Source organism: Actinospica robiniae DSM 44927 (genome assembly GCF_000504285.1).
GTDB lineage: Bacteria > Actinomycetota > Actinomycetes > Streptomycetales > Catenulisporaceae > Actinospica > Actinospica robiniae.
This window is the reverse complement of sequence record NZ_KI632511.1, coordinates 2,803,730-2,826,188: the sequence shown is the minus strand read 5'-3', so window position 1 is coordinate 2,826,188 and position 22,459 is coordinate 2,803,730. Positions and strand designations below refer to the sequence as shown.

Here is a 22,459-nt window from a genome sequence, read left to right as displayed (position 1 = left end):
CGGTGATCGTCTTCGCCACATCCGACAAGGGCGGTACGGGGCGTTCGGTGACGAGTTGCAACATCGCCTACCGGCGCGCGCTCATGGGCGACGACGTCGCGTACCTCGACTTCGATTTCGGTTCGCCCACCGCCGGAGCGGTGTTCGACATCCCCAAGGCCGAGCGCGGAGTGGACTCCGGGGACGGCCTGCACAGCTATTTCCTGCGCGGCAAGCGGCCGCAGCAGCTCGAAGTGGCCGCCGTGACCGACAACGACAGTCTGCGCGACCTGCGCCGCAGATCGGCGGGCCGGCTGGTGCTGATCCCCGGCGACCTCGACGGGGGTGAATTCGACACCCGCAGCCGGCCGGGACCGCGCGGCCGGGCCGGCCGCGGCGAGCCGAACTCGATGGCCGAGAGCTGCGCCCGGCTGCTGGTCGACCTGGACAACGAGTTCGACTTCATCATCGTCGACCTCTCGGCCGGCCGCTCCTACGCGGTGGACCTGGTGCTCGAGGCCACCGCGCTGCCGCAGATGGACCAGGCGATCTGCCGCTGGCTGGTGTTCCACCGCTGGACCCGGCAGCACATCATCGCCGCGGAGGGCCTCGTGTTCGGCCGCAAAGGCCTGATCGAAGGGGGCGTCGACCGGGGCCACGACCGCGAGACGCTGCGCAAGTCGCTGCGCTACGTGCGCACCGCCGTGGTCAACCTGAAGGAGGCCAGATTCGGCGCCGAGACCGCCGCACAGGAGTCCTGGCTGCGCGAATACGACCGGAAGCTGACCGAGCTGGCCGACCAGAAGAGGCTCGGCCGGGCGAACACGGCCGGCCAGATCCCGTTCGACCCGGTGCTCCAGTGGCGCGAGCAGATCGTCTCCAACGCCGACGTCGAAGTCTCGAAGGTGGCCAACCAGGCGACGGTGCGGGCCTTCGTGTCGCTGGCCGAGAACCTGAGCAACGAGACGCTGTGGGAGGACTGGTGAGCGAGGACATCGCCGTCGAGTACCACGAGGCGACCGAGTCCGCGGGCGTCGAGCGGGTGCCCTTCGCCCACCTCTCGGTCGAGGCGGGGCATCTGTATCTGCGTCAGCTGGCCGACCTCGGTCTCGTGCGCGACCAGTTCGCGGCGGTCCTGCCCCGGGTCGCCCTCGCGGTCGAAGAGGCCCGCGCGGCGCACGGCAAGGACGCCCGGATCAGCACCTGCCTCATGATCGACGACTACAACACGAACCCGACCGATCCGAGGCCCAGCCCGGCCGTGGCCCTGGCGATGCTGAACGAGGCCATGCGGGAGACCGGACTGCGCATCGACTACGTCGCGCGCGAATCCGGGTGCGTCGACGCGAGCAGCATGTTCTACCCGGACTCCCGCTCGCGGGTGCCGCTGGCCGAGATCGTCCTCGGGTTGATCACCCCCGAGCCGATCGAGGGGTCGAACGGCTCGGGCAGCTCGCCGCTGCTCAGCGGCTGGGTCAGCAACGGCCGCCGCTCGGAGGACGTCGGCGCCGCGATGGAGGCGATCGAGTGGCGCCAGCCCGAGGAGTACGGCAATCACGGTCACTCCGTGCTGATCGACGCCGAGCTCTACAACGACCGCGTCGCCGCCGTGCCGGAACCCGGGGGCGGCAAGCGCATCGAGCGCGTGTGGTCCTGTTCGATGCTCACGGCGGTCTGGCATCTGCTGCGCCTCGGCATGCTGCGCAACGACGGCCGCCGGGTGGCCGTGCCCTGCGACATCTCGGCCGCGACCAGCCTTCCCCGCACCTGGGAGGAACTGCCGACCGTGATCAAGGTCAACCCCGCCGCGGCGCCGTTCTGCGCCTATCGGGCGGTGTCGATCCTGCCCAGCTCGGCTTCGATCACGGAGGTCGCCGCCGACGTGGTGATGAACCACATCTCCCTGGTCGACGAGGCCTTCGAACTCGCCACCAAGGCGGCCGCGGCCGAGCCGTACCCCTACTCGATCTCCTCCAACTGCTCGCATCGGATCCGCCGTGAATACCTCTGGGACTGAGCGGATCGGTCCGCAGGACGGCGGCGCGCTCGTCCTCGGGGCGGTCGAGACCTGCCTGGTGCAGAACACGGCCGTGCTGACCGACGAGGTCGGCCGGGAACTGCTGCAGTTCATTCCCGGGCGCACGGTCAGCCGGGTCGACTATCCGGTCAAACGCGCCGTCTCGCCGGATCAGCTCGAGGGCGTGGACTGCCGGCTGCGACTCAACGGCAAGGGCCGGGCCCGCGGCATCGGCACGGTGGCCTGGCACGCCGTGCTCAGCGGCGGCCGGGTGCTGCAGGGCTCCGCGTACTCCCGGCTGGTGGCGGCCACGGCCGACTACCGCCGCACCTGGGACCACTACCTGCGGCAGCCGGGCGTCGTCGAGGTCATCGGCAAGCACGACTCCATCGCGCTGGAGGACGGCTATCTGGACGTCGCCGACAACCAGGCGGAGGCCGCGGAGGGCGTGGACATCGCCGCCATCGGGAACAAGGCGGTCCAGGCGGTGCATCGGACCATGGGCGAGAAGAGGCTCGACTACCGCACCCCGTTGAACACCACGCCCGGGCAGCTGCGCTGGGCCGCGATCCTTCAGCAGGGCGGCCGGCAGACGGTGGGCATCCGTAAGGAGAACGCCGGCAAGAACTCCTACACCTTGCGGCTGACCGGCGGCCCGGATGACCTGAAGACCTTCGTCCGGTTCGCCGAGGACCTGGCCCTGCACATCTGGCTGCTCGGCGTCGCGGCCAGTGCCAACGAGAAGGCCACGCGCGGCGAGGCGTCCCGGATCGTGCCGGTCTTCATCGACGAGTTGTACGGGCTCTGGCTCCCGGCGCGCGGAAAGGCGATGCGGAGGCTGTGGGAGGGCGTGTTCGAGGTCACCGGATACCAGGACAGGTGGGAGATAGAGATCAACCGCCTGATTTCGAAGGCGCCGGCCGGGCGGGAGGCGATCGGGTACCGCAGATCCCCGGTCCGGGACCGGTGACCGTCCGGGCCGAGCGGTCACCGGGAACCTCGTCGTCCCCTCGCCTCGGCCGAACCTCGGGTCGGGCGCGCTTCGCACGCCCAGTATGGAGTAGCTCATGAACTCGTCCGGCGACGCCTCGACAGTCAGCCGTTCCGATCACAGATCGGATCAGGACCGGGCTTCGGCCGCCGGGGCGGAGTTGCGCTGGGCGAGGCGTGAGGATCTTGAATCGGTGGCGGACCTGGACCGCGAGGTATTCCCCGAGATGCCTTATCCGCTGTTCGTCCTACGCCAGCATATGGACGCCCGGCCGCAGAGCATCTTCCTGGTGATCGAGGCCGACGAGACGATCTGCGGATACGCTCTGGCGACGGTGGTGTCGAACCACCGCAAAGCATGGCTGCTCGCTCTCGCGGTCTCGGAAGACTACCGGGGCCAAAGCTACGGCGACCGGTTGTTAGCGGCGGTCTTGGCCAGTTGCGCGTCCCGGGGTGCGCGGCGGGTATTGATCACCGTCCGGCCGAACAACGAAGCGGCCCTGGGTCTCTACAAGAAGTACGGCTTCCACAAGACCTCCAGCGAAGAGAACTACTACGGAAATCGGGAGCCCAGGGAGATCATGCAGGCCAAGCTCCAGGGCGACCCCATACGGGCGAGATTGGGGGGCGGCCTCTCGCACGGCTTCGGTTCGAAACCAGGCGGCCTGCTCAGCGGCGAGGCAGGATCCTGAAAGAGTGTCGGACTTCTTCGAAAGCCCGGCAGACAGCAGTATCGTCATCTGGATCGAGCGGCGCGTGAACGAGTACGCGCCGATGCTGGAGGAAGCTCTCCAGCCCGGTCCGGCGAAGGAGAGCCAGGCGGCGCCGCCGAACGAGGAGGCCCTGCTCGCCGACTTGGACGACCGGCTCGACCGGGCGGTCGAGCTGTTCAACATCAGCTTCGCCAGCCGACCGTACGGCCGAAGCGGCAGTCTGCGGCTCGAGCCGGTCGAACTCGATCCCCGGATCGAGTCCGAGAACCCCGCCGTGCGCAGGCGGGCGCTGGTGCGCGGGCTGCTGGCCGCGGAGATCGAGTCGCAGGGCGAGTACCGGCTGCACCGGGCCCAGAACACCGCGCTGGCTAAGCGCTACGAGACCCTCGGCGCCGAGTTCGGCCGGGTCGGTTGCTTCGCCCACGCCGCGTTCGCCTTCCAGCGCGCGGCGAACGTCTACCTGTCGCTGCAGGATCACAAGGCCCAGGACCGCTGTGCGCTGGCCGAACGGCAGATGAAGTGCCGGTACCGGCCGCCGGGACTCGTGCGGATCGGCATGCGGCTGGCCGATCTGCTCTGCGGGTACGGATACCGCCCCGGCCGCCTGCTGCTCGTCATGGTCGTCCAACTGGCCGTGTTCAGCGGCCTGCTGACCCTCTTGTCAGCGGACGACTTCGCCCTGGCGCTGCACATCTGCCTGGTCAACTACCTCAACCCGCTCGGCCTCAGCGATCTCAAGGGCCTGCCGCTGCCGGGCATCTACACCGTGACGGTGGAGTGCTACGCGGGTGATTTCTCCATAGCGATCTTCAGTGTGCTGCTCACGCGCAAATGGTTCCGGCTCTGATGGGGGGCTTCATGCCGGCGGCTTGTGGGGCGAAGACCTAGGCGCTGTAACTGAACGGGCTCGGAGCCTCGTAGAGTTTAGACCGCAGGATCTCCCTGGGCTGCAGATCCCCGTAGTAGTTCTCTTCGCGTGAGGTCTTGCGGAAGTGGTACTTCTTGTACAGGCCCAACGCGGCGTCGTTGTTCGGACGCACGGTGATCAACACCTGCCGCACGCCCTGGTTCCGGCACTGTTCCAGGACCGAGGAGAGCAGTCGGTCGCCGTAGTGCCGGCCTCGGTACTCCTCCGCGACCGCGATCCCGAGCAGCCAGGCCTTCCGGCGGCTCGAGATCACCAGTGCCAGCGCGTACCCGCCCACCACCCCGTCCTCCTCGATCACCAGGAAGATGCTCTGCGGCTTGGCATCCAGATGCTGGCGCAGCACGAACAGCGGATACGGCATATCGGGGAAGGTCTTATGGTCCAGATCCGCGATCGCTTCGAGATCCTCACGCTCCACCCAACGCAGCTCGACCTTCCGGTCCGAACTCCCAGCCTGGCCCGGCGCGGCCTCGGCAGGCCCGGTGCCCGGAGCGCGGGTGGGTAAGCTCATGAGCGACTCCATACTGAGCGGACGAAGCGCCCGACCAGAGGATTCAGCCGAACGAAGTCAAATAGTAAACGATTCGTCGAGGTCTTGGAGACAAAGGCACTAGCTGCTCCCATAGATCACTCTGAGGCAGTAATGGGAGGGGAATCGATCTTGCTCGAGTCCTGGTCGGGCGGCTGCCGCCCACCAAGGCGGCGTACCGCGGCGACGACGCCCGGCGCCGTTGCGCAAAGATTCAGGTCATTGATATAAGCGCGATTCGCGCAGAGCCCGGGCGGCGACGACTGCGTCTGATCCGAAACGATGGGGAACATCAAAGCGGTGGGGCTCCCCGATTTCACGGGGAGCCCCACCGCTTTGACGTTCAGCGCGGCGTTCGGCCGCTGGGTCGGTCCGCCCGGGCGTCGCCGGCTACGCGCGCGCGGTGCCGAAGGCCGCGGTGTGCGCCGCCTGCAGGCGGTCGAAGTCCTCGTGCCGGCGGTGCAGCCGGTCGAGTGCGGCCTGGTGCACGCGGCGCAGCTGCCCGTCGATCTCGGCGAGCTCGAGGCGGGCCGCGGCGAGGTCTTCGGTGAGGTTCGTGCGGGCCCGGCCGAGCATGCGGCGGGCGGTGGCGATCTCACGTGCGTCCCCGCTCCCCTCGGCGTGCTGGAGCAGCTTCCAGGCCGCCTGGGCGGTGTCGCAGGAGGCGCGGACCTGGTCGGAGACCCGGCGGCGCAGGGCGGCGAGCTGGTCGACCCAGGCGTGCCCGAGGATGTCCTCGGCCACGTCCACCGCCTGATTCGCCCGGACCTGCGCGCGGGTGTGTTCGTACCGCGCGACGAGGATGGCGCTGTGCTGGCCCTCGGTCATCTCCACCACCGCCCCCCGGCCTACCAGCGGCCGTACCAGCGGCGCCGGCCGCCGGACGACTCGCCGCTCCTGATGCCGAAGCCGATGAGCCAGGCCACGAAGACGATCACCGCGATCCACCACAGCACGTGCGCGGCGAAGCCGAGCCCGCCGAGCACGAGCGCGAGCAGCAGGACCAACAGAATGACACCCACGATGGAAAACCCCTTATCTGTCCGGTATCGCGTGACGGCTTACTGATGCGCGTCAGGATTCGCTGAACTCGGGGTTGCCGATCGGACCGGGCCCAAACGGGTCGGGTTCGCAAGGATGTTCTTCTCGCCGGGGGCCGGTGCCGGGGCCGGCGGCCGGCCGGGGCTCAGCCCGCCGCGAGCGCGCTGGCCACGTCGGGGTAGGTGGCGATGATGCCGGTGGCGCCGGCCAGGTCGAACACGCGGGTGAGGGCGGCCGAGGGGGCGGCGATCCGCAGGGCGGTGCCGTACTTCTGGGCGTGCCGGTGCGCTTCGATCACGGTGCGCAGGCCGGCCGAGTCGCAGAACGTCAGCTCCCGCATCTCCAGCACGACGGTGTGCTCCCGCAGCGCCCGCAGCAGGATCAGCCGCAGCTCGCCGGCGGAGGCCAGGTCGAGCTCTCCGGCCGCGGCGAGGAGCAGATGGCCGGTCGCGTCGTCCACGGTCGGCGGCGTGCTCAACGCGAAGCCCTGATGCTCGTCCACTTCCGACACCTTGTTTCCGGGGGTTCAGGGGCGGCATGGCGTGGCGCGGACCGCGTTGTGCGATCCTACCGGTCAACGGCCTTGCGCCGTGAGCCGGTGCGGCTCGTCCGCCTCGCGGCACCACACCGCCCGCACGGTCTTGCCGCCCGCGGGCACGCCCGCCTCCACCTCGAATCGGGAGACGAGGCGGGCCACGATGTGCAGGCCCAGGCCGCCCTCGCCGGTGTAGTCGGGCCGGCGCGGTTCGGGCGGGGCCGGGCTGCGGTCCTCGATCTCGACCGCCAGCTCCTCCTCGCCCGCGCGTACGCGCAGCAGCCACCAGCCGTCGGCGTGCCGGATCGCGTTGCTCACCAGCTCGGAGACTGCCAGTACGACGCCCTGCGGGGAGACCCAGGGGCAGTGCGCGGTGACGTAGTCGGCGACGGCGGCGCGCGCCTCGGCGATGGTGGCGTCGCCGGATCCGCGCTCGAGCGGCTGCGGATCCGGGCCGTACGAGGTGTCGGCGAGCTGCGTGTCGGCGAGCTGCGGGGACGGCACGCGGCGGTCTGACGACATCACGCCGGCGCCTCCTTTCCAGCGGCACTCTGATCGCGCCGCCCGGAGCAGCTTATCGACTCGGCCCGGCGCGGTTCACCCGGCATTCGCCGGAGCTTCGGGCCGGGTGCGGGCTCAGGCCGCCGCGAGGCCGGCCGCGGCCGGCCGGGCCACGGCCGGCTTGCGCGCCGGGACCGGCTCCCACGCGGGCCCCGCACCGATGCCGTCCTGTTCATCCAGTTCAGTATATTCGTCTCCGAAATCCGCGCAGGCCTGCCGGAGGAACTCGCGGATCCGCGGGCGGATCGCGGCCAGCGCGAGCCGCCGGCCGGCCGCGGCGAGCGAGGCGGCCAGCTTCTCGAATTCGGCCAGGCCCGCCAGGTCCAGGAAATACAGGCGGCTGAGGTCGAGTACGACGACGTCGCCGGGCTGCCCGGCCGCCTCGGCCACCGTCGCCCGCCACTCCGGCGAGGCCACCGTCGAGCGGTCCAGCTCGCCCTCGATCGAGAGCACCGGAGTGCCGCGGCGCCCCCGGATCGGCCCGGACGTGCGCAGGCGCAGGCTCAGGTGGGCGAAGGCGTCGGGATCCACAGGCGGCATGGCGGTACTCCTCGAGCGGGTGACGGTGGGGCTCCCGCATACCCGAATGTGCGCGAGTCATTCGAGTCAGGCGTGAGTCAGGCGTGAGACGGGCGGGTCTGAGCGGATGCGGCAAAAACCCGCGGGGGCCACCGTTTGGCCGAGATCACGCCGGGCATACGGACTCGCCGGTCTCGACGGGTTCCCGGCGCCGCAAGATCGGCCGGAGTCATTCGTGGAAAGGACATGGTTATTGAGCCCGCAGCACGTTGCCGAGCCGCCCGGCTCCACCAGCTACCAGCTGCGCCTGCAGCCGCACGCCGACATACGCAGCCCCGAGCCGGCGTTCATCGCCGCGCTCGGCGAGCAGTTCGACCAGGCCGCGTCCCTGGCCGGGGGGCGCCTGTGCGTCACGGTGTCCGGCGCGGTGGCCGGCGATGACACCCAGGCGGCAGTGGCGACGCTGCTGCGCGCCGCCGCCACCCGCCGCGCGGCCTCGAACCTCGATTCCGTACGGGTCCTGGTGGACGAGGCGCATTACACCGACGACGGGCACTGCCACGTCCTCGCGCACTGCGAGACCGACGGCCATGCGCGCGACTGAGCGCCGTACGCACCGTGACCACGCCGAGGTGGCAGCGTGATCGACGAGGCGACGGATACGGAGACCGGCCCGACCCCGCGGGGGTACGCTCGGGCGCGGACGATGTCGCACCCCGCGCGGCAGCGAAGAGGACAAGTGGGGCTGAGCAGCATTGTGGATGACGACAAGCGGTGTATGACGCGCGAGCTGCCGGGGGGCTCCGGTTCGATTCCCGCCGCGCGCGAGTACGCGCGTGACTTCCTGGAGCGGGCCGAGCCGGCGGTGGCCGAGACCACCGTGCAAGACGCCCTGCTCGCGATCAGCGAGCTGGTGACGAACGTGGTGCGACACGCGCCCGGGCCGTGCACGCTTCGGCTCGCGCTGGACGAGGGGTACGTGCACATCGCCGTGAGCGACACCTCGAGCGTCGTGCCCCGGGCCAAGCCGCCGCAGCCCGAGGGCCTGGGCGGTTTCGGCCTGCACATGCTGCGCAAACTCGCCGGCGAGGTCGAGACCCGGGTGCACGCCTCGGGCAAGACGGTGTCGGTGTCCCTGGCCCGTGGCCGGGCCGGATGACCGGCCGGTCGGCCGACATCGGAATAAGCATGAGTGGATGGGTGGCAAGGATGGATGTGGCGGGCGAACTCGATGTCCGGATCGACAGGTCCGCGCAGCACACCGTCGTCCGGCTGGCCGGCGACCTCGACCTGGGGTCCTGCGAGCGGATGCGGGAGGCGGTGGCGGACCATTTGCTCGACGGCCCGGTGATCCTGGACATGTCGGGGCTGGGGTTCTGCGACTCCTCGGGGCTGCGGGCGCTGCTCGACATCCACCGCCGGGCGGTGGACCACCAGGCCTCGCTGCGGCTGGCGGGTGTCGGGATGGAGGTCAACCGGGTGCTCGAGCTGACCGGGACGCTGGAGTACTTCGATCTCTACCCGGACGTGGAGCACGCGGTGGCGGGCTGACCCCGACCCATGGCCGCCGGCCCGGCCGGTCCCACTCTGTGTCAGAGCGGGACCGGCCGGGCCGAAGCCGTCCGGGTCAGGCGCCCGGCGTGAGATCGGCCGCGAGCAGGGCGATGTCGTCGTCCTTGGCCCGGCCGAACTCGTCCAGCAGGGCGTCGCAGAACTCTTCCAGTCCGGCCGGGCCGCGGCGCGCCGCGTCGGCGAAGCCGGCCAGCGACTTGCTCAGATCCTCCCGGCGCACCTCGACCAGGCCGTCGGTGCACAGCACCAGCCGGGTCGGCCCGGCCAGCTCGATCGCGGTGGCTTCGTAGCTGCCGCCGCCGAGGCCGAGCAGCCGGCCGTGCTCGGTGACGAAGCGGTCTCCGTCGGCGGCCAGTAGCAGCGGCGGGACGTGGCCGGCGTTGGCGATGCGCACCCGGCGGCAGCCCGGCTCGACCAGCACCAGGCAGAGCGTCGCGGTGGCCAGCTGGGTCCGGCCGTGCAGCAGCACACTGTCGAGCAGACTCAGGATCCGCTCCGGCGGATGGTTCTCGATCGCGTAGGCCCGCAGCGCGTGGCGCACCTCGCCCATCAGGATGGCCGCCTCGAGCGAGTGCCCGACCACGTCGCCGATCGCCAGCAGCAGGCCGCCCGGCGTCTCGATCGCCTCGTAGAAGTCCCCGCCGATCTCGGCCTGCGCGCTCGCCGGGACGTAGCGCACGGCCAGCCGCACGCCCTGGGTCTCGGGCGGGCGGCTGGGCAGGAAGGAGCGCTGCAGCTCGAGGGCGAGCGCGTGCTGCTCGGTGTAACTGCGCAGGGATTCCAGGGCCAGCGCGCAGGCCTGGGCGATCTGAATCAGCAGCATGCGATCGTCGTCGGCGGGGGCGCGTTCGCACGAGATCGCGACGCAGACCGGTGGACGGTCGGCGCGGGCGCGCACCGCCGCGACCAGGATGTCCCCGCTCAGCCGCGGCTTGGGCACGATCTCGCGCCACTCCTGCTGTGTCATCAGCGCTATGCCCGCGCCCGGCCTCGCGCCGAGCGCGCGGTAAGCGATTTCTTCGAGCAGCTCACTCGAGATCGGCTCGTTCACCACCGCGTCCTCGCCGGTGAGCCGGTAGGTGCGCACCGGCCGGCCGGAGACGCTCAGGTACACGCCGGCCGCTTCGACCCCGAGCACGGTCCGGGCGCCGGAGACCGCGGCCATGGCGAACCGGGCGAAGTCGGTGGCGCGGTACAGGTCCAGAGTGGCCTCGTTGAGCCGCAGCAGCCGGTCGGCCAGCCGCTGCGCGATCCGGCGGGCCCGGGTGTAGCGCAGCACCGCGGTGAGGGTGGCGAGCAGCTCGTCGTGGTCGACCGGCTCGGTCAGGTAGGCGTCGGCGCCCTCGTGCAGGCCCTGCGCGCGGTCGGCGACGGAGATCGCGGTGGCCGAGACGTGGATCACCGGCATGTCCGCGGTCGCGGGCGCGGCCTTGATCCGGCGGCAGAGCTCGAATCCGGTCATGTCCGGCAGGATGACGTCGAGCACGGCGACTTCCGGCGTGGCGTCCGGCGAGAGCCCGGCCAGGGTCTCGAGCGCCTCGGTGCCGTCGAGCGCCTCGACGACCTCGTGGCCGGCCCGGCGCAGCCACTGCGCCAGCAGATAGCGGTTGGCCGCGTTGTCGTCGACGATCAGGACGCGGCCGGTCTCGATCCCGGCGGCGCCGTCGGCGATCATCGGGACTCCGGTTTCCGGGCCGGCACGCCGAGGGCGCGGGCGAGTTCGGGGACGTCGACGCTGTCCTTCGCCAGGACGGCCCGGGCGTGGGCCAGCCGGGTCCGATCCACTTGCTCCGGCGGGAACGCGGTGACCACCACGACCGGGACGTCGACCAGATCCGGGGCGTCGGCCAGCCGGCGCACCGCCTCGTAGCCGTCCACCTGCGGCATGTCCAGGTCGACGACCAGCGCGGCCGCGTGCTCCTGGCGGGCCGCGGCGAGCAGGTCGGCGCCGTCCGCGACCTGCACCACCCGCTCGGCGATGCGGTCCAGCAGCGGCCGGAACGCTGCCGCGAAGGCCGGGTCGTCGTCCGCGCTGACCAGGCACGGCACCTTCGCGAACGAGGTGGGCGCCGGGTCGGCGGCGACGGGCAGGGTGACCGTCATCCGGGTGCCGCGGCCGGGTTCCGAGTCGACGGTGAGGCTTCCGCCGAGCAGCTCGGTCAGCCGGCGCGCGTAGGGCAGGCCGAGCCCGGTGCCGGCCTTGCCGCGCTGGTGCGCGCCGCGGACTTGGTAGAACTCTTCGAAGATCCGCTCGTGTTCGGCCTCCGGGATGCCGATCCCGGTGTCCTCGACCAGGATCGCGATCCGGCCCGAGTCCGGTTCGGGCTCGGCCACCTCTATCCGCACGTGGCCGGACTCGGTGAACTTGACGCTGTTGGAGATCAGGTTGCGCAGGATCCTGATGAGCATCGTCTCGTCCGTCACCAGGGCCGGCAGTCCGGTGGGCCCGGGGAAGCGCAGCTCGACCTGCGGCCGGGGGAGCGAGGGCCGGATGACGGCTTCGAGCTGCACCAGCACCAGGCCGAGATCCACCTGCACCGGCTGCGGCACCAGCTGCCCGGCCTCGGCCTTGGCCACGTCCAGCAGCTCGTCGACCAGGGCCCGGAGGGTCTCGCCGGACGCTGCGATCAGCGCGACCTGGTGGCGCTGCTGCTCGCCGAGCTCCCCGTCCGGGGCCTCGGCCAGCAGCCGGCTCAGGCCGATCACCGAGTTGAGCGGCCCGCGCAGCTCGTGGCTGACGTTGGCCCAGAACCGGGTCTTGGCCTCGCTCGCCTCGCGCAGCCGCCGGCTCTTGTCCTCCAGCTCGGCGTGCAGGGCGACCACGCCGATGTTGGTCTGCTCCAGCTCGCTGGAGAGCTCGGTGTAGAGCGCCATCACGCCCGCGTTGGTCTGCTCGAGCTCCGCGTTGAGCGCTTGGAGCTCGTCCCCGTGGGCGCGGGCCTGTTCGAGTGCGAGTATCAGATCTCTGGTCTGCATGCGCAGGTCCTCCTCCCGGCTGGTGGCCGAGCCGTCGTGGACGGCCGCCGCGACGCGTTCGGCCGCCTCGGCGAAGTGTGCTTCGGGCAGGCGCACCGGCTGGCGCAGCACGATCCGGCCGCCGGTGCCGCAGATCTCGTGGTCCAGGTCGCTCACCAGCCGGTGCGCGGAGCGCAGCGCGTCGGCGCCGGGGGCCGGCCCCCCGGCCCAGCGCAGCGTCACCTCGAGGGTGGCGGCGGGCTGCGCGAGCAGGGTGAAGCGGATGGTGACCTCGGCGCAGCCGAGCCGGTCGCGGCCGAGTTCGCTGAGCGCGGTGGCGAGCCGGATCTGGTCCTGCGGGGCGAGTCCGAGCACCTCGGCCACCGTGCGCCCGTCGCGCCGCAGCGCGAACACGTCCGGCTCGCTCGACAGGGCCGTGGCGAGCAGCGGGACGCCGGTCACGGCCGGCCTCCCGGCGCCGCCTCGGCCGTCTTGACCACCACGACGCCGGCGTCGTCGCGGCGCACCCCGGCCTCGCGCAGCAGCTGCGCCGCGATCACCGTGCCGGGATGGCGCAACAGGCCGGCCATCGAGGACGGATCCCAGCGCTCGGTCAGCCCGTCGGAGTGCAGTACGAGGCTCGCGCCGGCCGGCAGATCGGCCTCGAAGCCGCGCAGCCGGGGCAGGTGGTGGCCCACGATCCCGGGCGCGGAGAGCAGGCTGGAGCGACCGAGATCGGTGACGATGAAGGCACTGATATTGCCCACGCCGCAGTAGGACACCCGTCGCGTGCGCAGGTCGATCCGGGCCACGCCGAGGGCGCCGCCGCGAGTGCCGGCCATCGCCGAGTGCAGAGCCCTGACGATCTCGGTCGGCTCGGTCGCGGCCGCCCGGCGGAAGGCCGTCACCGCGTGCGCGCTGGCGCGGGCCGCCAGCGGCCCGTGGCCGAGGCCGTCGCAGAGCACGACCAGCAGCTGCTCGGCGCCCGGATCGGACTCCTCGCCGGCCGGCTCCGCTTCGGCCGGCTCCCCGACCGTGCGCACCGCCCAAGCGTCGCCGCACACGGTCTCGCCGCTGAGCGGCCGGGTCAGCCCGACCACCGCCGGCTCCGGGTACGGCGCGTCCGCGCGGTCCTGGAACCTCGCCAGCAGCACGGTGCCCCGGCCCATCAGCGACTGGACGTCGAAGGTGTCGGCCATCCGCTGCACCACGCCGAGGCCCACGCCCAGGGTGCCGGCCGAGGAGTAGCCGTCCCGCCGCGCCGTGGCCAGGTCCGCGATGCCCGGCCCGTGGTCGATGGCGAGCAGTTCCACCGTCGGGCCGGCGGCTGTGCGCAGCAGCCGCAGCAGCAGGGAGCCGTCCTCCGCGTGCCGGTTGAGGTTCACCGCGACCTCGGTCACGGCGAGTTCGATCTCTGAGATGCGGTCCGCGCCCAGGGCGGCCCGGCGCGCGAACTGCGCGGCGGCCCGGCGGGCCTGGCCCGGCAGCGCGACCTGCTGGCGCAGCCAGACGCCCTCGTGCGGGTCGGGCGGCAGATCAAGCGCGTTCAGTGGGCCCACTTGGTCACCGTCACCGTCGTGCCCTCGCCCGGCCCGGTGCGCAGGTCGAACTCGTCGACCAGCCGCCGGGCGCCGCTCAGGCCCAGGCCCATGCCGCTGCCCGAGGACCAGCCGTCGCTCAGCGCCAGGTCCACGTCCGCGATCCCGGGCCCGTCGTCGGCGAAGCTCAGGCGCACCCCGCGCCGGCCGGTGCGTTCGAGCACCCCGCCGGACATCAGGCCGCCGCCGCCGTAGACCAGGGTGTTGCGAGCGAGCTCGCTCGCGGCGGTGACCAGCTTCGTCTGGTCCACCAACGACAACCGGCACTCCACCGCGAGCGTGCGCGCCAGCTGCCGCGCACGCACCACGTCGTCGGAGGTGGTGATGGGTTGGGTTCGGCCGGCCGCCGCGTTCGTGGGCGTGGTCACGGACCCGCCGTGGTCGCGGCGGAGCGCTCGGCCAGGATCGCCAGCCCCTGCTCCAGATTCAGCGCGGTGCGCACGCCGCCGAGGGAGAGTCCGAGCTCGACGAGGGTGATCGCCACCGCCGGACGCATCCCGACCACGACCGTCTCGGCGTCCAGCAGCCGGCTGATCGCCGCGATCGTGGCCAGCATCCGGCCGACGAAGGAGTCGACGATCTCGGCCGCGGTGATGTCGATGATCACGCCGCGGGCACTGTGTTTGACTACCTCGTCGGCCAGGTCTTCTTGCAGGTTGAGCACCGTCTGATCGTCCAGGTCGACCTGGATGGAGACCAGGAGGGTAGAACCGATCCGCAAAATGGGCAGTCTTTCGCTCACGACGCGACCTCGCTAGAGCTCGGTCGGCGCGTTCGCGCACACTCTGTGCTCATTGATTCGCTCGCAAGCTCGCTCACGACGCGACCTCGCTAGAGCTCGGTCGGCGCGTTCGCGCACACTCTGTGCTCATTGATTCGCTCGCAAGCTCGCTCATGCGCTCGCCTCCGTGCGCCGGGCATTGGTCTCGGCGGAGCGGCGGAGCGTGTGACGCAGCGCGTCGGCGAGGGTGGCCTTGGTCACGATGTCGCCGAACTCGATGCCCAGCGCCACGATCGTCTGGGCGATCTGCGGCCGGATACCGGACACGACGCACTCGGCGCCCATCAACCGGGCCGCGACGACGGTCTTGAGCAGGTGCTGGGCGACTTCGGTGTCCACCGCCGGCACGCCGGTGATGTCGATGATCGCGTGCTCGGAGCCGGTGTCCACCAGGGCTTCGAGCAGCTTCTGCATCACCACCTGGGTGCGCGCGGAGTCGAGGGTGCCGACCAGCGGCACGCCGATGACCCCGTCCCACAGCTTGACCACCGGCGTGGAGAGCTCGAGCAGCTCCTCCGCCTGCGCGCTGATGATCTCCTCGCGGGTGGCGGCGTAGCTGTCCACGGTGAACATGCCGAGCTCGTCGGTCAACCGGCTCAGCGCCAGGTACGCGCCGATGTCGGCGGACGAGCCCTCGTCGAGCAGCTGCTGCAGGCTCTGCTTGAGGGCGAAGACGCTGACCGCGGTCTCGGCCGGGGTGAAGCCCTGCCGCGCGCGGTTGCGCGAGAGTTCGGCCAGCAGCGCCCGCACCTCGGTGTAGTGCTCGCCGCCCGCCTCCAGGCCGCCGGTGTGCACGGCCTGGACGATGGCCGCGTAGAGCTCGTGCAGTTCCCGGTCGATCTCGGCCTGGCTGATCCGGCCGGCCAGGGTGGCGGAGACCACCTCGATCCAGTTGGCGGCGAGCTCCTCCCGCCGCGTCGTCATCAGACCGAGCAGGTGATCTGCGGACCCCTGATTCACTTTTTTACCTCTTCCCTCGGCGCGCAGCGCCTAGCGCGGCCCGTGCGTCCATTCGCCGGGGCCTGCTTCGCGTTACCCGGTCGCGCCGGAAGGAAACGGGGTCTACGGCCGAAACGTTCATGGAGAATCCGGCGGGTGCTCGGGCGGGAAGAGCGCGCGAATCCCGGTGAGCTCCAGCAGATGGCGCAGATGTTCGGGCTGCCGGCGCAGGCTCAGGCCCACCCCGGCCTCCTCGGATCGCTGCCGCGCCAGCAGCAGCGCGGCCAGTCCGCTGGAGTCGCAGAAGTCGAGCCGGGCGCAGTCGATCTCCAGCCGCGCCATGCCGTGCCGGCCGCAGTCGGCGAGCCGCGCGAAGACGACGTCGAGCAGCACCGGCGCGGTGTCGATGTCGAGGTCGCCGTGCAAGGCGAGTCGCGGGCCGTCGGCGATCACGCGTATGCCCCGCTCGATCCGCGCCATGGTCGGGGTGTCGAAGTTCTCCACGTCACTCACTCCGCGCACTAATGGTAATACACTGATTTGTTGTCGGCGCGCGCGCAGTCGGCCGCCGCGAAGCCCACCGGTCCGCGTTCGCGCCGTCAGCCTGCGGCGTCCGTCTTCGGGTGCCCGACCAGCGTCGGGTTATTCGGTGCGACGTGATGCGCGACGCGACGGCCGCGGAGGCTATGGTGGGTGGATGTGCTGGATCGGAGTCAGGCAGTGAGGTGGTCGTCCCCGGGCTCGGCCTTGCGCTCCGCGGTCACCGTGAGCGAGCGCACGGTGCTGCTGCATGTGGCGGGTGAGCTGGACTACGGCTCGGTCTCGGCGTTCGAGGCGCTCCTCGAGCGGGTCCGGTTCCGGGCCGCGAACCGGCTGACCCTGGACCTGAGCCGGCTGACGTTCTGCGACGTCCCGGGTGCGCGGGCGATCTACCGGCAGTATCTGCGGCTGGCGGAGCTCGGCATCCGTCTCGACATCGCCAACCCGCACAGCTCGGTGCGCTATGTGATGCAGGCCACCGGTCTGCCCTACCCCTGGGACTTCGGGCTCGCGGTCGCGGCCGAGGACGCGGCGCAGGCGCACGTCGAGACGCTGTCCGACGCGCTGGCCCAGGCGATGAGGGCGACCGGTGCGCGGATGGGCAGCGCGCAGTACTTCCACCAGGCCACCGGGACGCTGCGGCTGGTCGCGACTCCCGGCTTCGGCCAGCGGTTCTCCTCGTTCTTCGAGACGGTGCGGGGCTACGGCACCAGCTGCGGCGCCGCCGCCACCGATCAGCGCCCGGTCTACGTGCGCAACGTGTCCAACTCGCCCATCTTCGCCGGCAGCCCCGAACTCGAGGTGCTGATCCGCTCCGGGGTCGGCTCCTGCGTCTCGATCCCGGTCGTCACCGCGGACGGGCTGCTAGGCGTCGTCTCGACGCATCAGCCGGTCTCCGAGGAGTGGCGCGGCGATCCGGAGGAGCTGACCGCCGAAAGTCTCGCCGACCTCGCGCTGTGACCGGCCCGCCCTCGGCGAAGTGCCGGGGCGGGCCGAGACGGAGTGTGCTTAAGGCACGGTCCAGTCCTGGTTGGACGTGCCGGTGCAGGACCAGATCTGCACCTGCGTGCCGGCGGCGCCGTAGCCGGTGTCGTCGAGGCACTTGCCGGAGGCGGGATTGAGCAGCTCGCCGTTGGACTGGTGTTGCCAGACCTGGGCACCGGTGCCGTTGCAGGAGTAGAGATCCACCTTGGTGCCGTTGGCGGTGCCGGCCGCGTCCACGTCGAGGCACTTGCCGAGCACTTCGAGGCTGCCGTTGGACTCGGCCGTCCACGACTGCGCGGTCGTGCCGTTGCAGGTGTAGACCTGGATCGGGTTGTAGTTCGCGGTGCTCGCGCTGCGGTCGTCCAGGCAAAGCCCCTGATATCCGGTGACCGGGCCGGTGGAGCCGCCCGGCGGAGGTGTCGTCCCGCCGCCGCCTCCGCCCCCGGTGAAGCCGGCCGGGTTGTAGCAGGCGTTGGTGGAGGAGTTGAACAGCGGCGTGGTGTCCACCGGCTCGTTGCTCGGCGGATCGACGATCACCGGGGCGGAGTCCTGGGTCAGGTCGTCCTCGCAGTTGATCACGTCGTTGGAGTTGCCGCCCTGGCCGCCGATCCACAGGTCGATGTGGTAGGACCCTGATCCGCTCCAGTCCTGGTCGCACTCGACGCAGTCGTCTTCCATGATGAAGTACCGGTGCAGATAGGAGTAGTAGACGATGGTGCCGACGGCCAGCTCGGACTCGTCGGTGGCGTAGGTGATCGGGTTGGCGTAGGTGCCGGTGCCGCCGGCCGCGTTGTGGAGGGTGGGGTTGCCGTCGCTCGCCGGGTAGGCGATGTCGTTCCCGGGCGGGGAGTTGTCCGGCCAGCCGTAGAGGGTGACCAGGAAGTTGCGCGTCGTGCTGGCCTGGGCCGTGCCGGTCGCGGCGACGATGCCGAGGGCGGCCATGGCCGCCGTCAGCAGCGCCGTGACCAGCATGGTCAGGTGGCGCTTGGTCAAGCGCATGGGTGTGGGTCCCTTCTGGTGGTGGTCTGCCGAAGGTGGGTGTGGCGGCCGCCGCAGATGGTTAGGTAACTTTACGAACCTTGGCCGGACCGTACGCCCGGCCCGGAGCAGTGGTCAAGACCACTTCGGGTAAAACCGCCGCGAATGCCGATTTCCGGAACCGGCCCGGACCGCCGGGACGCAGGGCGGAATCAGGGCACGGATCCGCTTGGGCTGCGGCCTCGGCCGGAAACGCGCCGGCCCGCGGCAGGGCGGAAGCCGTTGCCGCGGGCCGGATTTGTTGTATCAGTTCACATATGTCGGCAGGCCGGCCGGGGCCAGCCGGATCAGCCAGGTCAGCCGGTCAGGCTGATGTCGTCCACGTAGCCGCGGTAGGTGCCGTTGCCGCCCGGCTGGTCGTAGCCGAGGTCGATGCGCTGCAAGGTCTTGCCCGCGGCCACGGCGCCGATGTTCGCCGTGACGTGGTTCCACTGGTTGAGCGTCAGATGCCCGCATTGGGAGGCCGGATGCAGACGGTTGCCGCTCTGGTCGACGGCGCCGAGATTGCGCAGCGCGGTGCCGTCGGAGAAGACCATGTCGAGCGCGACGCACGTGCTGGCAGCCGAGTTCTGCGGGTAGATCCAGTACGACAGCGTGGTGCCGGAATCGATGGCCGGTGGATGCGCCGACGTGTCGAACACCTTGGTGTAGGCGTAGTCGGCGGTGCCGCCCGTCGCGTCTCCCGAGTACATCAGGGCCGTGGTTCCGCTGTGCGCGTTCTCCTGGCGCATGCTGGTCTCCGGCCCGGTCAGGCCGTAGCCGGGATACGCCGTGACGTTGCTGATCCCGCCGCTCTGGCCGCCGCCGGTGTCGACGACGTCCGCCCAATCGGGATACCGCTGCCCCGGCTCGAATCCGGTCGAGCTGAACGCGGTCTGCGCGCTCGGCCGCAACGGCGCGGTGGCCAACCCGATCGAGGTGTCGGCGGCGCCGTAGTACATGTACCACTGGTTGTTGTGGAACAGGATCGAGTTCATGAACACCGTATTGGCCGTGCGCCCGTTGAGCTCGTAGGGCTCGGCCGGACTCAGTGAGGCCTCGGTGAGCTGACCCAGCTGCTGGGTGAGGTTCGTCGAGGAGAACTCGACTTCGCTGATCCCGTAGTACCAGCGGTCGTGCGCCATCAGAGTGCCGGCCACGAACATGAGGATGTTGTGGTTAACAGGCCCGTTCGCGACGGTCTGGTAGTTCGTGACGGTCACGCAGATCTCCCAGGGCGCGTAGTCGCTCGGGAAGTTCATGGTGAACGGTGTGATGTTCGTCCAGTGCAGCATGTCGGTCGAGTAGGCGATGAACCGGCCCTTCGCCGGATCCGAGTCGCCGAAGTACATCACGTACCGCTGGCCGTACTGGGTGTTGATCAGGACCGGGGTGTCGTTCCCGTCGGTAACGACCGCCGGGTCGTAGTTGGTGTTGATGATCGGCACGGCCGTCGTCCAGTGCACCAGGTCGGTGGACGTGGTCTCCATGATCGTCTGCGGCGGGCTGTTGGACCAGTCGTAGCCGGAGATGAAGCTGTAGTACGTGCCGTTGAGCTCGTAGAGCCGCGGATCGTCGACCCCGCCGGATTCGTAGGGGTCGACGTTGTTCGTGATGACCGGGTTGCTCGCGCTGCGGGTGAAGCTGAGCCCGTCGGTGCTGGTGGCCAGGCCGATCTGGTCGGGGTTGCCGCCGTCGGCCCGGTAGAGCATGTCGAACTGGTTGTTGCGGTACACCACGCCCGGGTTGAGCACGTGCTGCGATTCCCAGCTGTCGTTCGGGTTCGCGGTCAGGACGGGCGCCGGATTCGCCTGCGGCTGGCGGGTGAACGGTCCGATCGCCCAGTCCGGCAGGTTGCTCGCGGTGTAGTCCGAGGCGTACGAGGCCGTCGCCGGCAGCGCGAACAGCGCTCCGACGAGCAGGCACAGCAGCGCGAGGACGCGCGTCGGCCGGCGCCGGCCGGTCGTGCAGGTGAGTGTGCGTAACAGGTGCACCGGTCCTCCTTGATCACGTGGTGGCGGAGTAGACCGTGGCAGACATATGACATCGTTGTCACGGCTCGCAGACAGGGTTACACCGGCACTGCGGCGCGTCAAGGCAGAGCACCGACCTTTTGCGGGCCCTGCGATCAGTGATCGACGATATCCGCAGGCCGTGGTCTCGGGGCTCGATTAAATCATCGGATGCATCGCGGTCGAGGGCTGCCGATCGCGGCGCCGATCAGTGAGCAGATGTGACGATCCGTCAAGTCTTCGCATCGGCCGTTCACGCGAGCGTCATGACGCGGGCGCCCCTGGGTAATCAAGCCTCTGCATCGTCCGGGAAACCTGCCGGATGCCGCTTCATCGGCGACCCACCGATCTCGAAAGGCCCCACCCACATGCCCCGCAAGCGCAATCGCACAGCCGCCGCGACCCGGCGGCTCGGGCTCGCACTCGCCGCCGCCACCACCGCGGCGGCCACCGCCCTCGCCGCCGCGCCGGCCCACGCGGCCGGCGGCACCTATTCGCTGCTGATCCTGCCGGACCAGGGCGAGAGCTCGATCTACAGCTTCGTCAACGCGGCCACCAGCTCGATCGACATGACCATGTACGAGCTGCGCGACACCACCATGGAGAACGACCTGATCGCCCGGGAGAAGGCGGGCGTGAACGTCCGGGTCATCCTGGACGGCCAGGAGACCTCCGTCAACAGCGCCGCCTACAGCGCCCTGCAGGCCGGCGGTGTCAGCGTCACCTACTCCTCGTCGTCGTTCACTTACACGCACCAGAAGACGGTCACCGTCGACAACAAAGAGTCCTACATCTCCACCGGCAACCTGGACACGACCTACTACTCGACCTCGCGCGACTTCGGGGTCTTCGATACCGACTTGAACGACGTCAACGCGATCGTCGCGGTCTTCAACGCCGACTTCGCCAAGACCTCGATCACCCCGGGCGACGGCGACGACCTGGTCTGGTCCCCGACCGACTCGCAGACCCACATCGTCGCGCTGCTCAACGGCGCCCAGCACACCCTCGACATCGAGCAGGAGGAGTTCTCCGACTCCGCCGAGCTCAGTGCGATCGTGGCCGCCGAGAACCGCGGCGTGACGGTGCGCCTGGTGCTCGAGAACGAGAGCAACGAGTGGGCCTCCGGCATCAGCCAGGTCGAGGCCGCGGGCGCCAAGGTCACCACCTACACGTCCTCGACCGGCTTCTACGTGCACGCCAAGACGGTCGTGGCCGACTACGGCACCTCGAGCGCGAAGGTGTTCCTCGGCTCCGAGAACATGACCGCCAACTCGCTGAACAGCAACCGGGAGCTCGGCCTGATCGTGTCCGACGCCGGCGTGCTGAGCGGGGTGGAGAACACCTTCGACACCGACTTCGGATCGAGCACGAGCAGCGGCTCGGTGACGGTGACCAACCCCGGCAGCCAGACCGGCACCGTCGGCACCGCCGCGAGCCTGCAGATCTCCGCCTCCGACGCGGCCGGCGGCACCCTGGCCTACACCGCCACCGGCCTGCCCGCCGGCCTGTCGATCAACTCCAGCACCGGCGCGATCTCCGGCAAGCCGACCACCGCCGGCACCTACTCGACGACGGTCGTGGCGACCGACTCGACCGGCCCGTCCGGCTCCGCGTCCTTCACCTGGACCATCAGCGCGTCCGGCGGCGGCAGCGGCTGCACCGCCGCACAGCTGCTCGGCAACCCGGGCTTCGAGACCGGCACCGCCGCCCCGTGGACGGCGTCCTCCGGCGTCATCGCCGACAACAGCAAGGAGCCGCCGCACAGCGGAACCTGGGACGCGTGGCTGGACGGCTACGGCAAGACGACGACCGACACGCTCTCCCAGTCCGTCGCCGTGCCCAGCGGCTGCTCGACGTACAAGTTCACCTTCTACATGCACATCGACACGGCAGAGACCAGCACCACCACGGCCTACGACACGCTGAAGCTGCAGGTGCTCAACAGCTCCGGCACCGTGCTCACGACGCTCTACACCTACTCCAACCTCAACGCGAACACCGGCTACACCCAGCACACGTTCACGACGCTGGGCAGCTACGCCGGACAGACCGTCACGTTGAAGTTCACCGGCGCCGAGGACTCCGTGGACCAGACCTCGTTCGTCATCGACGACACGGCGTTCAACGTCAGCTGAGCCCCGTGTTCTGATTGCTTTTCGATCGTCCCGAGGCGGGGCGGGCCGCGATGGCGGCCCGCCCCGCCACTTTCGGCTCATTCCGGAGTGCACCCCGGTCCGGCCCCACGA

Annotated in this window: 25 protein-coding genes; 10 read left to right on the top strand and 15 right to left on the bottom strand. The window is 70.4% G+C overall.

From position 1 onward, the window contains the following. Positions 1-2: 2 nt before the first annotated feature. The 5 genes from ACTRO_RS12170 (at position 3) to ACTRO_RS12150 (ending at position 4,546) form a co-directional block, all read left to right on the top strand. Positions 3-965 carry an SCO2523 family variant P-loop protein gene (locus tag ACTRO_RS12170; protein WP_034263255.1) on the top strand — a complete coding sequence of 321 codons (963 nt, stop codon included), beginning with the start codon at positions 3-5 and terminating at the stop codon, positions 963-965. Further along, positions 962-1,996: an SCO2522 family protein gene (locus ACTRO_RS12165; protein ID WP_051450704.1), complete on the top strand. Its 1,035-nt coding sequence runs from the start codon at positions 962-964 to the stop codon at positions 1,994-1,996. The genes ACTRO_RS12170 and ACTRO_RS12165 overlap by 4 nt, the downstream gene beginning before the upstream one ends. Continuing rightward, positions 1,977-2,966 carry an SCO2521 family protein gene (locus ACTRO_RS12160; protein ID WP_034263253.1) on the top strand — a complete coding sequence of 330 codons (990 nt, stop codon included), beginning with the start codon at positions 1,977-1,979 and terminating at the stop codon, positions 2,964-2,966. The genes ACTRO_RS12165 and ACTRO_RS12160 overlap by 20 nt, the downstream gene beginning before the upstream one ends. Positions 2,967-3,063: 97 nt before the next feature. Then, a complete protein-coding gene (locus ACTRO_RS43190) occupies positions 3,064-3,678 on the top strand; it encodes a GNAT family N-acetyltransferase (protein ID WP_051450703.1) in 615 nt (204 codons plus the stop codon). A gap of 4 nt (positions 3,679-3,682) precedes the next feature. Beyond that, positions 3,683-4,546 (top strand): hypothetical protein, encoded by an 864-nt coding sequence (locus ACTRO_RS12150; protein WP_034263252.1) that lies wholly within the window; start codon positions 3,683-3,685, stop codon positions 4,544-4,546. Between the two features lie 37 nt (positions 4,547-4,583). On the opposite strand, the gene ACTRO_RS12145 is transcribed toward ACTRO_RS12150, so the two are convergent. The 6 genes from ACTRO_RS12145 to ACTRO_RS12120 form a co-directional block, all read right to left on the bottom strand. Then, a complete protein-coding gene (locus tag ACTRO_RS12145; RefSeq protein ID WP_169739881.1) occupies positions 4,584-5,138 on the bottom strand; it encodes a GNAT family N-acetyltransferase in 555 nt (184 codons plus the stop codon). Positions 5,139-5,546: 408 nt separating this feature from the next. Beyond that, positions 5,547-5,984: a hypothetical protein gene (locus tag ACTRO_RS12140; RefSeq protein ID WP_157436088.1), complete on the bottom strand. Its 438-nt coding sequence runs from the start codon at positions 5,982-5,984 to the stop codon at positions 5,547-5,549. Between the two features lie 20 nt (positions 5,985-6,004). Then, positions 6,005-6,178: a hypothetical protein gene (locus ACTRO_RS12135; protein WP_034263248.1), complete on the bottom strand. Its 174-nt coding sequence runs from the start codon at positions 6,176-6,178 to the stop codon at positions 6,005-6,007. A 164-nt stretch (positions 6,179-6,342) separates the two neighbouring features. Then, positions 6,343-6,699, bottom strand: coding sequence for an STAS domain-containing protein (locus tag ACTRO_RS12130; RefSeq protein ID WP_051450702.1), 357 nt, complete (start codon positions 6,697-6,699; stop codon positions 6,343-6,345). 72 nt (positions 6,700-6,771) lie between these two features. After that, a complete protein-coding gene (locus ACTRO_RS12125; protein ID WP_051450701.1) occupies positions 6,772-7,254 on the bottom strand; it encodes an ATP-binding protein in 483 nt (160 codons plus the stop codon). Between the two features lie 114 nt (positions 7,255-7,368). Continuing rightward, on the bottom strand, positions 7,369-7,833 hold the full coding sequence (locus ACTRO_RS12120; RefSeq protein ID WP_084316192.1) for an STAS domain-containing protein: 465 nt from the start codon (positions 7,831-7,833) through the stop codon (positions 7,369-7,371). Between the two features lie 232 nt (positions 7,834-8,065). Here ACTRO_RS12120 and ACTRO_RS12115 point away from each other — a divergent pair, with 232 nt between their 5' ends. From ACTRO_RS12115 to ACTRO_RS12105, 3 genes are all read left to right on the top strand, one after another. After that, positions 8,066-8,416 carry a hypothetical protein gene (locus tag ACTRO_RS12115; protein ID WP_034263244.1) on the top strand — a complete coding sequence of 117 codons (351 nt, stop codon included), beginning with the start codon at positions 8,066-8,068 and terminating at the stop codon, positions 8,414-8,416. Between the two features lie 174 nt (positions 8,417-8,590). Next, complete coding sequence (locus ACTRO_RS12110; protein WP_051450700.1) at positions 8,591-8,971, top strand: ATP-binding protein; 381 nt, start codon at positions 8,591-8,593, stop codon at positions 8,969-8,971. A 50-nt stretch (positions 8,972-9,021) separates the two neighbouring features. Next, complete coding sequence (locus ACTRO_RS12105; RefSeq protein WP_051450699.1) at positions 9,022-9,363, top strand: STAS domain-containing protein; 342 nt, start codon at positions 9,022-9,024, stop codon at positions 9,361-9,363. 76 nt (positions 9,364-9,439) lie between these two features. Here ACTRO_RS12105 and ACTRO_RS12100 read toward each other — a convergent pair whose 3' ends face one another. The 7 genes from ACTRO_RS12100 to ACTRO_RS12070 all read right to left on the bottom strand — a co-directional run bounded on the left by ACTRO_RS12100 (position 9,440) and on the right by ACTRO_RS12070 (position 16,170). Then, positions 9,440-11,059: a fused response regulator/phosphatase gene (locus ACTRO_RS12100; RefSeq protein ID WP_051450698.1), complete on the bottom strand. Its 1,620-nt coding sequence runs from the start codon at positions 11,057-11,059 to the stop codon at positions 9,440-9,442. Beyond that, positions 11,056-12,801 (bottom strand): sensor histidine kinase, encoded by a 1,746-nt coding sequence (locus ACTRO_RS12095; protein ID WP_034263241.1) that lies wholly within the window; start codon positions 12,799-12,801, stop codon positions 11,056-11,058. Before ACTRO_RS12095 ends, ACTRO_RS12100 begins: the two co-directional genes overlap by 4 nt. Further along, positions 12,798-13,898, bottom strand: coding sequence for an ATP-binding protein (locus ACTRO_RS12090; protein ID WP_034263240.1), 1,101 nt, complete (start codon positions 13,896-13,898; stop codon positions 12,798-12,800). Before ACTRO_RS12090 ends, ACTRO_RS12095 begins: the two co-directional genes overlap by 4 nt. After that, positions 13,886-14,305: an ATP-binding protein gene (locus tag ACTRO_RS12085; protein ID WP_034263239.1), complete on the bottom strand. Its 420-nt coding sequence runs from the start codon at positions 14,303-14,305 to the stop codon at positions 13,886-13,888. Before ACTRO_RS12085 ends, ACTRO_RS12090 begins: the two co-directional genes overlap by 13 nt. Continuing rightward, complete coding sequence (locus ACTRO_RS12080) at positions 14,302-14,679, bottom strand: STAS domain-containing protein (protein WP_034263238.1); 378 nt, start codon at positions 14,677-14,679, stop codon at positions 14,302-14,304. Before ACTRO_RS12080 ends, ACTRO_RS12085 begins: the two co-directional genes overlap by 4 nt. Before the next feature lie 150 nt (positions 14,680-14,829). Then, positions 14,830-15,642, bottom strand: a complete 813-nt coding sequence (locus ACTRO_RS12075) for an STAS domain-containing protein (protein WP_051452364.1) — start codon at positions 15,640-15,642, stop codon at positions 14,830-14,832. Positions 15,643-15,795: 153 nt separating this feature from the next. Then, complete coding sequence (locus ACTRO_RS12070; RefSeq protein WP_245594363.1) at positions 15,796-16,170, bottom strand: STAS domain-containing protein; 375 nt, start codon at positions 16,168-16,170, stop codon at positions 15,796-15,798. A 207-nt stretch (positions 16,171-16,377) separates the two neighbouring features. Between ACTRO_RS12070 and ACTRO_RS12065 the strand changes: the two genes are divergently transcribed. Continuing rightward, complete coding sequence (locus ACTRO_RS12065; RefSeq protein ID WP_169739880.1) at positions 16,378-17,157, top strand: STAS domain-containing protein; 780 nt, start codon at positions 16,378-16,380, stop codon at positions 17,155-17,157. A 48-nt stretch (positions 17,158-17,205) separates the two neighbouring features. On the opposite strand, the gene ACTRO_RS49625 is transcribed toward ACTRO_RS12065, so the two are convergent. Both ACTRO_RS49625 and ACTRO_RS12055 read right to left on the bottom strand, forming a co-directional pair. After that, positions 17,206-18,180: a ricin-type beta-trefoil lectin domain protein gene (locus tag ACTRO_RS49625; protein WP_245594362.1), complete on the bottom strand. Its 975-nt coding sequence runs from the start codon at positions 18,178-18,180 to the stop codon at positions 17,206-17,208. A gap of 335 nt (positions 18,181-18,515) precedes the next feature. Next, a complete protein-coding gene (locus ACTRO_RS12055; protein ID WP_034263233.1) occupies positions 18,516-20,192 on the bottom strand; it encodes a glycoside hydrolase family 130 protein in 1,677 nt (558 codons plus the stop codon). Positions 20,193-20,578: 386 nt separating this feature from the next. Between ACTRO_RS12055 and ACTRO_RS51400 the strand changes: the two genes are divergently transcribed. Continuing rightward, positions 20,579-22,348: a phospholipase D-like domain-containing protein gene (locus tag ACTRO_RS51400; RefSeq protein WP_063627981.1), complete on the top strand. Its 1,770-nt coding sequence runs from the start codon at positions 20,579-20,581 to the stop codon at positions 22,346-22,348. The last annotated feature ends 111 nt before the right edge of the window (positions 22,349-22,459 follow it).

What these genes read in the sequence shown, in the direction of transcription:
- ACTRO_RS43190 (WP_051450703.1), top strand. Translation starts at nt 3,064, where the DNA reads ATGAACTCGTCCGGCGACGCCTCGACAGTCAGCCGTTCCGATCACAGA.
- ACTRO_RS12145 (WP_169739881.1), bottom strand. Translation starts at nt 5,138, where the DNA reads ATGAGCTTACCCACCCGCGCTCCGGGCACCGGGCCTGCCGAGGCCGCG.
- ACTRO_RS12140 (WP_157436088.1), bottom strand. Translation starts at nt 5,984, where the DNA reads ATGACCGAGGGCCAGCACAGCGCCATCCTCGTCGCGCGGTACGAACAC.
- ACTRO_RS12125 (WP_051450701.1), bottom strand. Translation starts at nt 7,254, where the DNA reads ATGTCGTCAGACCGCCGCGTGCCGTCCCCGCAGCTCGCCGACACGCAG.
- ACTRO_RS12120 (WP_084316192.1), bottom strand. Translation starts at nt 7,833, where the DNA reads ATGCCGCCTGTGGATCCCGACGCCTTCGCCCACCTGAGCCTGCGCCTG.
- ACTRO_RS12110 (WP_051450700.1), top strand. Translation starts at nt 8,591, where the DNA reads ATGACGCGCGAGCTGCCGGGGGGCTCCGGTTCGATTCCCGCCGCGCGC.
- ACTRO_RS12105 (WP_051450699.1), top strand. Translation starts at nt 9,022, where the DNA reads ATGGATGTGGCGGGCGAACTCGATGTCCGGATCGACAGGTCCGCGCAG.
- ACTRO_RS12100 (WP_051450698.1), bottom strand. Translation starts at nt 11,059, where the DNA reads ATGATCGCCGACGGCGCCGCCGGGATCGAGACCGGCCGCGTCCTGATC.
- ACTRO_RS12075 (WP_051452364.1), bottom strand. Translation starts at nt 15,642, where the DNA reads ATGACGACGCGGCGGGAGGAGCTCGCCGCCAACTGGATCGAGGTGGTC.
- ACTRO_RS49625 (WP_245594362.1), bottom strand. Translation starts at nt 18,180, where the DNA reads ATGCGCTTGACCAAGCGCCACCTGACCATGCTGGTCACGGCGCTGCTG.
- ACTRO_RS51400 (WP_063627981.1), top strand. Translation starts at nt 20,579, where the DNA reads ATGCCCCGCAAGCGCAATCGCACAGCCGCCGCGACCCGGCGGCTCGGG.